Below are 15143 nucleotides of genomic sequence, written 5' to 3' on the forward strand. Positions count from 1 at the left end.
GAAAAAAGATGCGCTACTTTACGAATTTGATTGAACAAAGCCTGAGCCGCACTCGGGAAGCGACTCTAAGCGTCCTTGGCATCAGCAACGCCAGCTTGCGTCGCCACCTGAGTGAGCAGATGAGCGACACCCTTGGCGCCGAAGGCTGTTTCTTGGCCCCGCCTGTGTTCGAACACACTTTCGGTTGGCAAGAGTCTGAAGATGCGACCTTCGCTGGGCTGAGTGGGGATTTGCTTACTCCTCGACTGGTTGAGACGCTGGCCAATGCCATCGGCGACTACAAGTTCGCACCTCACATGCACGCCTATGTGCACCAGATTCACGCGTGGAAGACCTTGCTTGGTCAGACGCCGAAATCCGTCGTCATCACGAGCGGTACCGGCTCGGGTAAGACCGAGTGCTTCATGGTGCCCATACTGAATGACCTCATCGACGAACACGAACGCACCAAAGAGCAACTCGTCGGGGTTCGCGCGCTATTCCTATACCCGTTGAATGCGCTCATCAAATCCCAGCGCGAGCGGTTGCATGCGTGGACCAGGCCTTTCAACGCCAACATCCGCTTTTGCCTATTTAACGGCAATACCGAAGAAAATGCAGCGGCTGTGCGCGATGAGCAGCGCCTCGTGCCAAACCAAATTCTGTCGCGCGAAGAGTTGCGCAGGGCACCGGCACCGATGCTCATGACTAACGCCACCATGCTCGAGTACATGCTGGTGCGGCAAGCGGATGCTCCGATACTCCAAATCTCGCGTGAAAAGAAGTCCCTCAGGTGGATCGTTCTGGATGAGGCGCATACCTACGTGGGTTCTCAAGCAGCGGAATTGTCATTGCTGCTGCGTCGCGTCGTTCAGGCTTTTGGCAAGAGCGCCGAAGAGATTCGCTTTGTTGCGACCTCAGCAACCATCGCAGATCGCAATGCAGAGGAAAAGTTGCGGGCGTATCTGGCCAACATCGCCGGCGTTGGTACGGATCGAGTTGTCGTCATCGGCGGGACGCGTAAAGTTCCTGACATCCCGCAAGGTGATCCGATTTCTCGCAGCTACTCGGACATCCTCGCGATCGACCCCGATGCCGAAGTGTCGGCTGAGCGATTCGGGGCACTTGCCCACCACCCCGTCGCGGCGAGTCTTCGGCACGCCATTGTCAGCAAGGGTCGTCCGCTTGACCTCAACGAGCTGGTCGACGTTGTCGCGGATCGCATCGCCGACGCCCCTCAAGCCGATCGGCAGCGCGATGTCCTCGGCTGGCTCGACGTGATGACCGGCACGCGCCCGGCTCCTGGCGTCCAGCCATTCGCCAAGCTGCGTATCCACATGTTCCAGCGGATGATGCATGGTTTATGGGCTTGCGTGGATCCCGAGTGCAGCGCCAAGCCAGCGGGGATGAAGGAATGGCCATTTGGTAACGTGTATGTCACACAACGGCCTCGTTGCGACTGCGGAAAGCAGGTCTTTGAACTCGCGCATTGCGAAGAATGCAAGACTCCGCATTTGCTGGCAGAAGACCGCCATGGATACATGGTGCAGCGTAGCCCCTACGCGGAAGACGACTTCGAGATCAGCTACGAGGCCCCAACCGACGATGAGTCGGATGCTCCCCGCCAAGACGCGAGCTCACGAGTTGAGAAGTATGTGATTGGATCGCTTGCTTCGGAGAAGGAACCTTACTTTCTGATGGGTATCAACTTCGACACTGGTGAGATCGACGGATCTGGCACAGGTCGTCAGATCGCTGCAGCGCACGACGGACACGCTAGCTGCTGCCATTGCGAAGCGCCGTTCTCTAGCGTTCAACGTGGGTTGCGGCTGTCCTATCTTGGTGCGCCCTTCTACGTGGCCAACGCCGTCCCGACCGTTCTGGAGTTCTGTCCTGATCCGTCCCCCGCGGATTGCGAGGGCGATTCGCCTGAAGAGTTGCCTGGCCGCGGCCGCAAGCTGATCACGTTCACGGATAGCCGCCAGGGCACCGCGCGCATGGCGGTGCGTATGCAGCAGGAGGCGGAACGTTCACGCTTGCGCGGCCTCGTGTTCGCAACGCTTCGCAACGCTTTGGCAAGGTCAAATGCTGAGCCGCAAGATGATCTTCCGAAAGATCCGGCGGAGGCGCGCCGGCAAATTGCTGGGCTCGAAGCTCTTGGCATGAAAGCGGAAGCGGACAAACGCCGGAAGCAACTGGAATTGCGCGAAGCTGGGGTCTCGCTGCAGCCGGTTTGCGAGGTGCCCTGGCACGACATGGTGAACGCGCTTAGCTCGACACGGGATATTTCCCATTCGATTCTGAACTACAACCGCTACGCCAATCCGGAATTGCTCGGTACGCCCACCGCATTGGCGGTCGGCCCCTCCACGATGGCAAGACTTCTCCTTGCCCGAGAGTATGGGCGTCGGCCGAAGAATCAGAACAGTACGGAAACGCTCGGGCTGGTTCGAGTTGGCTATCAAGGTCTCGCCCGTATCAATAGTGCGCCGACAGCGTGGCTCAACCGCAAGCCGGGCCCGATGACTGCCCCCCGCGACGGATCCGCAAACCTGACGGTTCAGGACTGGAAGGACTTCCTGAAAGTTGCGCTCGATTTCCATGTGAGGGAAAACACGTTCGTGCGCCTCGACCAGACGATGCAGCGCTGGATGGGGTCGAAATTCACGCCCAAAACTCTCCGGAATCCGGCGTGGAACGGGGTTGAAAGCAACCAGATCAAGAAATGGCCACAAGTCAAGACAGGCGTAGCCAACCGTCTTGTTAAGCTGCTGGAACTTGGGTGCAATCTCGACCGCAAGCGCGCCGCTGATGCTGATGTGATCAACCATTTCCTGGTCGAAGCGTGGCAGGCACTCGTCCACGCCAACATCCTTCAGCAGAACCAGGATGGGTTCGATATCGCCCTCGAATCCCTGACGTTTTCGCTGCCAACACAAGCGTGGGTCTGTCCCGTCACGCACCGCCTGCTTGACACCACGTTTGTTGGCCTTACTCCGTATTTGCCGCACAAATTCCGCGATAGCGACTACCGCTGCCGCAAGCTGGATCTGCCGGTCTATTCCGGGTTCGCCCCTGGCGCTGACGCCATCTCGATGCACAACGAGATCAGGGCGTTGGTGAATGCCAACGAGCGAGTTCAGAATCTGCGGGCCGAGAATCTCTGGTCTGACATCAGTGATCGCACCGTCGAAGGCGGCTTTTATTACCGCACGGCCGAGCACTCCGCGCAGCAGTCCTCCGAGAAATTGGAGGCTTACGAGGATATGTTCAAGAAGGGCAAGATTAACGTCCTGAACTGCTCGACGACCATGGAGATGGGGGTGGATATCGGCGGCATCTCAGCCGTTGTCATGAACAACGTCCCTCCCCACCCAGCCAACTACTTGCAGCGAGCTGGGCGTGCCGGACGGCGCAGCGAGGCCCGCGCCATTGGTTACACGCTGTGCAAGGGGGACCCGCACAATCAGCGCGCGTTCCGCAACCCCACGTGGCCATTCGTGACCGCCATTCCGGCTCCGAGCATCACCCTGAGTTCCGATCGAATCGTGCAGCGGCATATCAACTCGATGCTGCTCGGGAACTTCCTGCATTCGCTTCCTGATACAGGCGAGGATCGTCTTCGGCTGACCGTTCAGTGGTTTTTCGACGGGAAGGAGAACTCCTTTTGCCACCGCTTCATCGACTGGATGCAATCTAAGCCGGCCGGTTTGCCGGCAATGGTTCAGCAATTGACCGTCGGGACGAGTCTCACGACGCGACCGTTTGATGCCATTGTCGAGGCGACCGTGGCGGCAATACGCCCGCTTCAGGAGCGATGGGCGGATGAGAAGGACATGTTGGATCAGCGGCTTAAGCTCGCTCCGCCAAGGTCGCCATACAGCAAAGCCCTTGCCAAAGAACTGCACCGACATGAGGCGGAGTACCTACTCCGTGACCTTGCTGGTCGAGCTTTCTTGCCCGGTTACGGCTTCCCTACCGATGTGGTTAGCCTTAAGGCATACAACATCGAAGACTACATGGCCCAAGAACGAGCCAAGGAGAATAAGAGTCGCGAAGACAACATATTCTCATTGCGCGAGCAACCCTCGCGAGGCCTGAATATCGCCATCAGGGAATACGCACCGGGGTCTCAAATCGTCATTGACGGACGCGTGTTCCGTTCGGCAGGCGTCGCGCTCCATTGGCATTCGGGAGGTCGTACCAATGAAGCCCAAAGATTTGACACCGCCTGGCAATGCCGGGCATGCGGGACATCGGGCGTCAACGAGAACCATTACGCCAACAGTGGTGAAGTTTCCTGCTCGCAGTGCAACGCGCCTATCGATCGTCGCGACAGCAAGCAGGTCCTGCGTCCTGTTGGGTTTATCACCGATTTTTGGGAGGGTACGACCAACGACGTAAGTTCGCAGAAGTTCGTCCGCGTGTCGCGACCGCGCATTCAACTCGATGGCGAGATGATGTCGATGCCAGACAGTCGCTGCGGCCACTTCCGTTTCGGGCATCGTGGCAAGGTCTTCTATCATTCTTCCGGCGAGCACGAAAATGGCTACGCGATTTGCATGACCTGCGGCCGTGCAGAATCGATGACGCTTAACAATGAGCGCCCCTATCAACTGAAGCTGGACGTCCCGCACCGCCCGGTCGGTGGACTGGTGGGCGGAAGTACCAAAGAGATGGCCTGTCCTGGCACAAATGTGATGGAGAACATTCACCTCGGCTATCACAGCACGACGGATGTGTTCGAGTTGGTGCTGAGAAGCCCAGTCACAGATCAATGGCTTGGCGTCACGGAGTCCGAGCGCGCAATTGCCACGACGCTGGCGGTCGCTATGCGCGAGGCCATCGCAGACGAACTTGGTGTGGCGAGCACCGAGATGGGCTTTGGTACCCGCCAGGAAAAGGACCTCGCAACTGGACATGTGCGAACGGTCATCCAGCTATTCGACCAGGTGGCTGGTGGCGCCGGCTTCGTTTTGGCTGGTGTGCCCAACCTCGTCAAGTTGCTGAACGTGGCCGCTCGGAAGTTGCACTGTCCCGCCAACTGCGACAACGTTTGTTCGTCGTGCCTTTCTGGCCAGGACAGTCAGGTTGAGCGCGAGGAAATCGACCGCAAGGCCGCATTGACATGGATGCAGGAACACCAGTATCTGGAACATCTCGTACTTCCCGCGGAATTCAACGCCATTCCGGGCGCGAACTACTGCTCGTTTGGGCCCGACCGATTCGCTCGTGAGCACATCAATCGCGGCGCACGTTCGCTCAGCGTCATCCTCAGTGGAGATTCGCATGCGTGGGATCTGGATCATCCGGGCTTCCGCGATCGCGTGCATACCTGGCTCTTCAGGGACAAGATCACGGTGAACCTTTGTCTGCCGGCAGGCGCAGAACTGACAACCTCGATCAAGCGAAGCCTCGGCTTCCTGGGCCGGTTGGGCGTCAAGATTGGGGAGGCAACAGGTCAGCGCCCATCACTGGCTATCCCCGTACTGCAACTGCATCATGACGCGGTGACGCAGACCCTGCTGAGTATGGACGAGGCCCATACGGTCCCGGGTGAGCATTGGCTGGGCACCACGGCCGAGACTATCTGGGTGTCGTCGGGCCAGATTGCAGCATTGCGGGGGCGCGACATCGACACCAACGGTTGGGATACCAATGAAGCCGGCACGACAGTGGTAGAGGTCTTGGACGAACTTAACGGACAGGTGTCGGGCGTGACTTCGCGCCTGAAGGCTCTGTTCGATAAGCATTGCCCAGAACTTTCGGCGCTTCTGCGCGATGATCAGGCGGTGGAGATTCGATACTGTGACCGCTACCTCCGGTCGCCATGGTCGATCATGGTCCTGGGTGAGTTCCTGTCGCTATTCAATGGCGCCGCGCTACAGCGTGTGGAGATCGCCACCCTTAGCCCCAGGGAAGAACTTCCAGGGCGACACGTCAAGCATGACTGGAACATCGCCGGTGCAGCAGACTTGCAACAAATCATGACCGAGTGGATCAAAGCCATGACTGACGTTGCGCCGCAACTGAGCTTCGTGGATCGGACCAACGACCTGCAGCACGGGCGCGTGCTCTCGGTGACGTGGGCATCGGGACGGAAAACCCGAATCATTCTCGACCAGGGTGTGGGTTACTGGCAGCCGAAGACCCAGTATCGTGAGCAAACCGATTTCAATTTCGGTGCGATGCTGGAAAAGCAGATCGAGCAGATGGCCGAAAAGTACAAGGTGACCAATATGGCAAACGCCGCCGACTGGAAGACGTTCATCTACATCACGAACGATCCGGCATGATCGGGTAACATCGAGGCCGCGGACTGCTCCCGTCCTGCGAGGTAGGTGGCTGAGCCAGTGCAAAGGGCTCATGCCACCCTGCCGAGCTAGTTCGGATAAAGATGGCCTCTTGATGCAGATCCTCTCTTGTTACGCCATGCAAGTCACCTACCTCGACGTTCCGTTTCCCGAAAAAGACGCTGCCAAGGCGCTGGGCGCGCGCTGGGACGGGCAAGCGCGTAAGTGGTTTGTCCCGCCAAATCAGCCCATGGAGCCGTTCGCACATTGGCTACCGGCCGCTTTCCAAGTCAACAAGGACCGCGCCGTAGTTGCGCCGACCACCTCCGCCGAGCAGCCTCGCGGCGTGCCGCTATCAAGACTGTTGGCGGGAGTCGCTGCGGCGGTGGCGAACGCCTATTCGGCGGGCGTATGGACGACCGCGGAGGTCTTGAAGGCGACCCTGGCCAAGAATGGACACGTTTGGCTGGAGTTGTCTGAACGCAATGCGGACGGTCGTGTTCTGGCAAAGGCAAGTGCTTCGATCTGGGCGAACACTGCCCAGCGCATTCTTCCGGAATTCGAGCGCGCGACCGGGGCAAAGCTTGGCGAGGGCATCAAGGTGATGGTTCGCGCCCGGCCTGTTTTTAAGGCCGAGTACGGATTTTCATTGGAAATCGATGCAATCGATCCGAACTACACCCTCGGGGATCTCGAAGCACGTAAGCGAAACATCCGGGAGCGCTTGAAGCGGGAGCAACTGTTCGACCGAAACAAGCGGCTCGACCCTCCGTGGGACTTTGTGAAAGTGCTGGTCGTCTCTCCACCTGGGGCGGCTGGGCTGGGTGACTTTGCAGCGGAAGCGAACCGCCTGGCCAAGTACGACGTTTGCCAGTTTCACTACGTTCACAGCCCGTTTCAAGGCGAAGGGGCGCCGGCTGCCATTCGCGAGGCGCTGGTTGGCGCGTTGGCAAAGTTTCCCGCCGGCTCGCTGGATGCCGTGATCATCATTCGAGGCGGCGGCGCCGTGAATGATCTGGCTTGGTTGAATGACTACGACCTGGCTCGATTTATTTGCGAGTGCCCGGTGCCCGTCCTTACAGGCATCGGCCATGAGCGCGACGACACGGTTCTGGATGAGGTGGCGAATACGCGCTTTGACACCCCCAGCAAGGTAGCCGCAGGCATCGAGCAACACATCCTGCGGCGCACCCGTGACGCTAAAGCAAGTTTCGAGAGCATCATTCGCGTGGCATCAAGACAGGCAGAGCAATCGACTCTTCGCGTGGAGCGACTTGATCGCGAGGTAAAAACCCAGATTGCGTCGTCGGTGTCTCGTACGAGAGCGGACATTGCCGGAGTGATGGCGAATCTCCGTCTTGCGTCTATCCAGACTGTTCATCGCGCCTCCCGTCTCGTGGGCGACCAGTTCGTCGAAGTCCGAACCGGAACGATGCAATCCTTGATGGAGGCGAGGCGAACCGTCCCGGCCGCCATGAGCCTCGTGCAAACCGGAGTTTTCTCGACCATAAACTCTTTCCGTTTGCGCCTGGATTCCGCGCTGCCCGCCACGTTAGACCGCGTAAAGCTTGAGTTGCGCCGGTCCCGCTCGGATATCGAGGCGGGCATGCAGGGCGCTGTCGAGCAATCGTGGCGTGTCATCCATCTATCCAATGCGGGCTCGACCGCCCTGCTCCATACCGTCAATGCTGGCGCCGTCGCTGCTGTGCGAACGGCTGGCGCACAGCTTCAGGCCGTGGCGCCCGCCATGTTGGATCGGGCCCGTGTTGACTTACGCCGCGCGCGGTCGGATCTCGCCACGTCGTTTTCTGGCGTTGTCGAGCAATCTTGGAAGACGCTCGGCGTTGCAGAAGCGAATTCACAGGCGATGCTACACAGCGTGCAATCGGGCGCCGCCGGTGCCATACGGACTGGGAATGCGCAGCTCCGTTCGATGATTCCCGCCACCCTGGAGCGGGCAAAGCTCGATTGGCGCAGCGCCCGCTCAAAGTTAGACGATTCGATCCAGGGTATCACCGACAAAGCTCAGCAGAGCACACGGGTCGCCGCATCAAACTCCGAAGCGTTGTTTCGCGAAATTGCCGGCCAAGGTCCGAAGAGGACGTTGGTACGGGGCTTCGCCATGGTCCGCAACGGCGAGGGAAAAACCCTCACAAGTGCGCAAGCGGCCGTGGAAAGTCGTGATATCGAAGTGCAATTTTCGGATGGTAGGATTGCTGCAACCGTGACCAATCAACTCATAGAAGTTGACGACATTAAAATTTGAGGGAAAAACCATGACTGAATTTAAGAGCTTCAAACAAGCCTATGGTGTTTTGCAGAAGAACGCGCAGACCTTGCGTGAGCAGACCGAGCCCAATATCGACGATCTTCTCCCGATCGTTAACGATTCGGTCGCTGCCTATAAGGTTTGCAAGGAACGGCTCGATGCAGTCGAGTTGGCGCTGAAGGCAGCCCTGACTGATCTCGGCGGGGATACCAACGGTCGAGGCGCAGACGGTCAGGACGACTCCTATGCCCAATCTGGGTTCCGCCAGGATGCCACTGAGGTCCCTCCGTTGAGTAGCTATGAAGATATGGAGGAAGGGGACATTCCGTTCTAAGGCTTCTGATGAGTCTTTCCGGCCATCAAACTCGGCGCTGACGCGACAACGCAATTCGCGGAAGACTCTGGCAAGCCTGCGCTAGCGATGAAGACTAACCACGATCGCCCGCCGGCGCTGGCAGCCCATTTGGCGTATCCCCTGACCTCGTCCTTCATCAGGGCGATATGTTGGTGTGGGCGCTCGATGCGACAGGCACGGTGCTTTATGTGGACGACGTTCCAAATGGCAAAACGTGCGGCTGCATCTGCCCGGCGTGCAAGGAGGCGTTAATCGCTAGTACTACTGTGTTAACAATCACTCAAACAGGATGCCGTTCAGCGCTGCTCGGTCATCCACGCTGGGCTGGCCACGTCCACTGTCGGCAGCAGCGACTACAATGCCTTCCACAATTCGTTGTTGATCCTCTTCCGCGCCATAAGGCATGACAACGTTTAACACGTTCGAGTAAAGTTTCGGTTGAAAATTGACCCGGCGCTTGGATCGGCATCAGATATCCCAAAAGAAATCGGGGATACCGGGGAAACCAGCAATAACAATCGAAATCAGCCAAAAAACAGGCAGGAGAACCCTTGATCCCCACCCTCACCGCGAAAGAGCAGTCGCTGGCGAAAATCTTCAGCGACGACTTCGTCTTCACGATTCCTGGCTATCAGCGCCCTTACTCATGGGGCAGGGAGCAGGCACAGGAACTACTGGACGATCTGCTGGCAGCACTCGCGTCGGCACCGGAGCAACTGAACAATGCCGCGCCCTATTTCCTTGGAAGCATCGTGCTCATCAAAGGCGAAGGGCTGCCCGATGCGACGGTGGTCGACGGGCAGCAGCGCCTGACCACGCTGACGCTCTTGCTCTCTGCGATTCGTGCCACGGTGCATGATGGCGAGGTGCAGAAAGGCATCACGAAGCGGGTCTATGAGCACGGCGACGTCGTTTCCAGGACGCAGGCGCGCTACCGGTTGTCATTGCGGGAGCGCGATCGCGACTTCTTCCGACAGTACATCCAGCACGAGAACGGGCTGCAAACACTGGCTCAACTCAACACGCCGCTCCCGGACGCACAGGCGCGCCTGAAGGCCAATGCCCAAGTGTTCATGGAGGGGTTGGTAAAGCTGTCACAGGACGATCTGTTGCGCCTGGTGCAATTCGTCATCACGCGCTGTTATCTCGTAACGGTCGCTACGCCGGACCTCGATTCTGCCTATCGCATCTTCGGCGTGCTCAATAGTCGCGGCCTGGACTTGAGCGCAACGGATATCCTGAAGGCGGAGATCATCGGTGGCATCGATCCGGCGCTACGCGATGCCTACACCAAGAAGTGGGAGGATGAGGAAGAGGACCTGGGGCGCGACGAGTTCGGCGACCTATTCAGCCATATCCGGATGATCTATCGCAAAGCCAAGCCACAAGGCACGCTGCTCAAGGAGTTCCGCGAACACGTCGCCCCCGAGTTGCAGCCCCGCCGCTTCGTGGATGACGTCCTGCTGCCGATGGCCCAGGCGTTCAGCGAATTGCGCGAGGCGGACTATGCCAGCCAGCGGCATGCGGAGCAGGTGAACGAGCACCTGCGTTGGCTCAATCGACTGGAGTTTAAGGACTGGGTACCGCCCGCGCTTGCCTTCTTCGTCCGGTATCGCCAGCAGTCCGATGCCGTGTTGCATTTTTTCCGCGATCTCGAACGGCTGGCCTATTCGATGCTGGCGCGCAAAGCCGGCGTCAATGAACGCATCGAGCGTTTCTCCGCGCTGACCGGCGCGTTCGAGAGCAGCAGTGACCTTTTCGGCGCCGCTTCGCCGCTGCAGCTTACAGCAGACGAGCAGCACCGGACGTATGCGGCATTGAGCGGCCCCCTGTACGATACCCACTCATCGCGCGCGCTCGCTCTACTGCTACTGCGCCTGGACCGCCTGATGTCCGACGCCAGCGCAAGCTACCGGCACGATGTCGTATCGGTCGAGCATGTCATGCCGCAACAGCCCGCGCCGAGCAGTCAATGGGCCGCGTGGGTTCCGGACAAAGCCGTGCATCAGCAATGGGTCCACCGGCTTGGAAACCTCGCCCTGCTCAGCCGAAAAAAGAACAGCGCAGCGAGCAACCGCGAATTCGCGTGGAAGAAGTCGGCGTACTTTACCAAGGGCGGCACCACCGCCTTTGCGCTAACCACCCAGGTGCTCCAGCATGAGGATTGGACGGTCGACGTCATGCAGCAGCGGCAATCGAAGATGTTGGGTGTATTCGAATTGCACTGGCGCTTGCAGGATCGGTTGAGCAAGGGCGACGTGGCTGCCGCCTTGTTGTCCTGAGTGCAAGCTGCCACTGGTCGACGAACACCGGCGCAAGGCGTCATCGTGACGCAGCGGCAGCATTCCGATGGCACGGATCACGCGCCATCTGCGTTCGTAAGCAGGCGGAAACGGCCTGAAAGGACAGCCATCGTTTCTCATAGGCTCGCGAAGCGGTAAGCAATCTGCCACCCCAATGAAAGCACGGAGATGCCGGCTACCAACCCCAGCGTCAGTCGATGCCTTTTCGTGGCTCTTTCCTGCGCCGATGCCAGGCTCGCAAGTCCGGATTCGATTTCGTTTAGCGCCTGGACCTTGCCATTCAATTCAGCCGCAGTGGCCTCGATGTGCGCCTGCAGTTGCTGCTCGATGCCGGCCGTGAAGCTGTCGGCATGACTGGAGAACTGGACGAGCTTTGCCTGCGTAGCCTCCAATTGCTCGGAGACTTCGGTCATTTGCTCTCCGACGACGTCATGCCGCTGATGAAGCTGCGCAATGCTCGCATCCATGCCATTCAGTTGCGACGTGGTGGCATCTAAATGTGCTTGCAGTTGCTGCTCCACGCTGGCTTTGATGCTGTCAGCCTGTTTGGCGAATTGCGCGAGCTTCACTTCTGTGTCTGCCAATTGCCCCGCAAACAAATCGGCGATCTGCTTGCCGAAGGCGTCGTGCGTCCGATGAAGTTCCGCAACGCTCCCATCCACTTGTGCGATGCATTGCGAGATCGATTCGCCAACGCGTTGCTCCACCGCGGCACGCAGGGCCGCGTTGGCACTATCGATTTTCTTCTCGGCCTCGGTCACACGAACGACGCATCCGACTAGCTTTTGCGCATGTTCCTGCGTGATGCCCTTGGCCTCCATCAAGCCTTTGTTGGCCGCATTGAGCCCAATCTGCTGCTCCGAGAGCTGGTGCTGCTGATCCAGGATCTTCTTGTTCTGTTCCTCCAACTCGTCGGCTTGCTGCTTCAACAAATCCTGTTGCCACAGCAGCATGCGTTGCTGGTCGGTCAGCACTTTCGAAATCGCGGTATTCACCACCAGCAATTGCGAGGACTTCTGGGTCAGTCGGCCGATAGATCTGTTCAGGTCGATATTGGCGTCTTGGACTTTCTCGTCGCGATCGTTCCATACGTTGCCAAACCAGTTCCCATCTTTCCTTTCCTGACGTAGCCGCTCCAGGCGCCGGGCGTCATTCTGCACCGCTTCCTGTTCGGTAAGCATGGCCTTGATCAGCTCTTCGATATTGCTGTCACGCATGAGCTTTTCCGGGACACTCACCGAGGAAAACGCCTGGACAATCTGCAACTCATGCTTGTTCAACGCACTCATGGTTTCTTCTGTTCCTCTATCAAATAGTTTTCAGGAAAGCCTCGATCTCCGACTGGCTTTCGTTGATGAATTCGATCATATCGACGCTCTTGGCCACTTGCTCACGCGTTGCGGCGACCGTCTGCTCCAGGCTTGCCAGCGTCACGGCCGAGGTGATACCAGCGGCGCCAAACGTCGCGCCGATTTCCCGATAGCGAGTGATGGATGTCAAACAGTTCCCGATATTGCTGAGCGAGTTTTGAGAGAGCCGGGTCAGCTCGTTGGCAAACTCGTCGCGCCGCCTGGCATCCGCCAGCACTTCGTCGATGAACTTCTCGTCCATCGAATGACGATAGCGGTCGAACATGCAATCGATCTGGTAGGCAAGGAACGCCGATAGCAGACCGGTCATGATGCCGATCAGCACCGGCGTCAGAACATCGGCGAACGGCTTGAGGAACGGCACGGTCGCCATGAAGGTAGCGATCGACTCGTTGATCAGCATGCCAACGGAGGTGACGACAACGGTCGCGAGGATCTTCAGTCCTTCCTGCAGGGCCTGGTCCTCCGTCATGTGCTTGGGCGGGAAGAAGATCGTCTTGAACGCCCGGAACAAGCCAAGCAGCCCTTCGCGGATCACGGTAACGAAGCGCTTCGCCGTCGACAGAAAATTATTCAGCAGGAACGTCAGCAGATTGCTCGCGAAGCCACTGACGCCGCCATGGAACATCTGGGACACCGCATCCGGAATCGACTTGACGACCGATGCGATCACCCGCGCCAGGCGCTCCCGGATTTCCTCGAACAGCGTCTTGCCGAGCTCCGCGCCATGCTGGATCAGCACCTTGAGTTCGTTGAACAGACCATTCACCAGTTTGGTCAGCAGCAGCCCCAGCGCCTGGCGCAAGCCCATCAGGGCCGATTGTTTGGCACCAGTCTGTAGCAATTCCGTTGCTTGCTTCTTGAGCAAGGCGCGGTTCGCCGTGCTGTCAAGGTGCTTCTTCGCCTGGGCATGTTTCTGGCGCAACCGCTCTTCATCAACCTCGAATTTCTCGGCGTTGGTGGAACCGTCCTTTCGTTTCTTATCTGCCCACTGCTGCAGATCGTCGTCGCTCTTCGAACCGTTCAGCGGTTGATTGGTGAGTGCGAGGTTGTCGTCATGGTTGACAGCTTCGCGGATGCGGCTCACATCCACAGTGATTGCACCGGCGTCCTTGCCTTCCACCGCGGTGCCCAATGCAAGATGCATCTTCGGGTCCTGGTGGACTTCACTGACCGAGACGACATGGTCCAGCTCCGCCCGGACCACCCGACCATCCTTCAGCTCGATCGTTCCATCCGTCGATACTGCGCGGCCTGTATATTCGTCCTGTCCCAGATCGATCCGTTCCGCCCGCTTCTCTTCCCAGGTTTTTCCGCCGGCGTTCTGCGCCTTTGCCTTGGTATCAACCTCATACTCCGCCCTGACCTCGACGTTGTACTCCTTGCGCGACTGCCCGTGCAACGCCTTGTCGGCGTCGGTTGCTACGTAGTCATTGTCCGCCCGCTTGAAGTTGTGCAGCGTCGTCACATTGCCGCCGTTCTTGTCCTCGAACATGGCCATGGACAGTCCGAACGGACCGATGATCTGGGAGATCACCTGCTGCTGGCAATCGGCGAACAGCTTCTGCAACCGCTGCTCGCGAAGGTCAGAAAGTTTTTGCTCCATCGTCTACCTCGTGTAATCCTGATCAGTCCAGCTTGCGACTGACAAAGTTGTCGAACCAGTCCCCGAAGTCCAGCGAAAGTAACCGTCGCTCAGGGAAGTCATGAAAGACCTCGATCACCTGCCCCGCGCGCCCTTGAGGAGACGGGCTCATGTCCAGGCAGAGGTAGTCGCCGCCGCCATTCGAAGCGAACGGGATCCAGCCCTTCATCCACCAGGCGGCCTGCACTTCAGCGTCCGACCTAGCGATACGACCATCGAGATCGCCCTCGTCAAGCAGATCGTTCCATGTCGACCAACTCATCAGGACATGGCGGATCGAGAGGAACTCGTTTCCGTCGAATAGCCATTCCGCCTTACCCTTCTGCCCCATATGGACCTTCAGACAATCGATATAGGCAGCGGGCAGGCTTACCCCTAGCTTTTGCTCCAGATCCTGGATGTCGGCATCTGTGGCGGGCGGATTAAGGTCTGCGAATAGTGCGGAGTTATTCGCCTTGAGCCAAATCTCGAGTTGTTCCCATTGTTTTTTCACGGCGAGCCCCTTTTATCAGAAGTACAAACGCTGTTCGAACGTAGGTTCAGATTGCGCAAGGATAGCGGAATTCTACTGAGGTATTGCGACAGATAGTGTCGCAACTGCGCTGGACGCCAGCTTCTCGCTGAGTCCTGCTCTCGCCCGGCTCACCCTGTCCACTCTTGCCCACCCCTCAAGTCGAAGCTCAAAGGGTCGTTATCTTCCGGAAGTACAGAATCCGCCGTTCCCGACATTCGATATCCCATCAGCGAGAACGGCCGGGGCAGGAAATGTCCTGTGGTGCGCTTAACCCTCAAGACGTTGGAGGCCAAGACAGTTGTATCGGCAACCAACAGAAGGAATTTATGGGGACGGCCGTCATACCCCACGATATGAGTAGATCTATAAGCTGAGCTCCCGAAATCCCGGCCGGCCACGAATGGCATATCTGGGC

7 protein-coding genes are annotated in these 15143 nt (G+C 58.4%); 4 read left to right on the plus strand and 3 right to left on the minus strand.

The annotated features are described in order from the left end of the window. Positions 1-8 precede the first annotated feature (8 nt). From ABNX08_RS13825 to ABNX08_RS13840, 4 genes are all read left to right on the plus strand, one after another. Positions 9-6275: a DEAD/DEAH box helicase gene (locus tag ABNX08_RS13825; protein WP_349606897.1), complete on the plus strand. Its 6267-nt coding sequence runs from the start codon at positions 9-11 to the stop codon at positions 6273-6275. 112 nt (positions 6276-6387) lie between these two features. After that, the gene (xseA, locus tag ABNX08_RS13830) at positions 6388-8538 is read left to right on the plus strand and encodes an exodeoxyribonuclease VII large subunit (RefSeq protein ID WP_349606923.1); all 2151 of its coding nucleotides are present in this window, start codon (positions 6388-6390) and stop codon (positions 8536-8538) included. Between the two features lie 10 nt (positions 8539-8548). Next, the gene (gene xseB, locus ABNX08_RS13835) at positions 8549-8875 is read left to right on the plus strand and encodes an exodeoxyribonuclease VII small subunit (RefSeq protein ID WP_349606898.1); all 327 of its coding nucleotides are present in this window, start codon (positions 8549-8551) and stop codon (positions 8873-8875) included. A gap of 572 nt (positions 8876-9447) precedes the next feature. Continuing rightward, a complete protein-coding gene (locus ABNX08_RS13840) occupies positions 9448-11178 on the plus strand; it encodes a DUF262 domain-containing protein (protein ID WP_349606900.1) in 1731 nt (576 codons plus the stop codon). A 137-nt stretch (positions 11179-11315) separates the two neighbouring features. Here ABNX08_RS13840 and ABNX08_RS13845 read toward each other — a convergent pair whose 3' ends face one another. From ABNX08_RS13845 to ABNX08_RS13855, 3 genes are read right to left on the minus strand one after another with little or no spacing between them, the layout of a single operon-like run. Then, positions 11316-12488, minus strand: a complete 1173-nt coding sequence (locus tag ABNX08_RS13845; protein ID WP_349606902.1) for a hypothetical protein — start codon at positions 12486-12488, stop codon at positions 11316-11318. A 19-nt stretch (positions 12489-12507) separates the two neighbouring features. Next, entirely contained in the window at positions 12508-14175 is a 1668-nt protein-coding gene (locus ABNX08_RS13850; protein ID WP_349606904.1) for a hypothetical protein, read from the minus strand. A gap of 22 nt (positions 14176-14197) precedes the next feature. Next, positions 14198-14707, minus strand: a complete 510-nt coding sequence (locus ABNX08_RS13855) for an SMI1/KNR4 family protein (protein ID WP_349606906.1) — start codon at positions 14705-14707, stop codon at positions 14198-14200. Positions 14708-15143: the final 436 nt, after the last annotated feature.

The organism is Cupriavidus sp. DF5525 (assembly GCF_040149425.2).
Classification (GTDB): domain Bacteria; phylum Pseudomonadota; class Gammaproteobacteria; order Burkholderiales; family Burkholderiaceae; genus Cupriavidus; species Cupriavidus pickettii_A.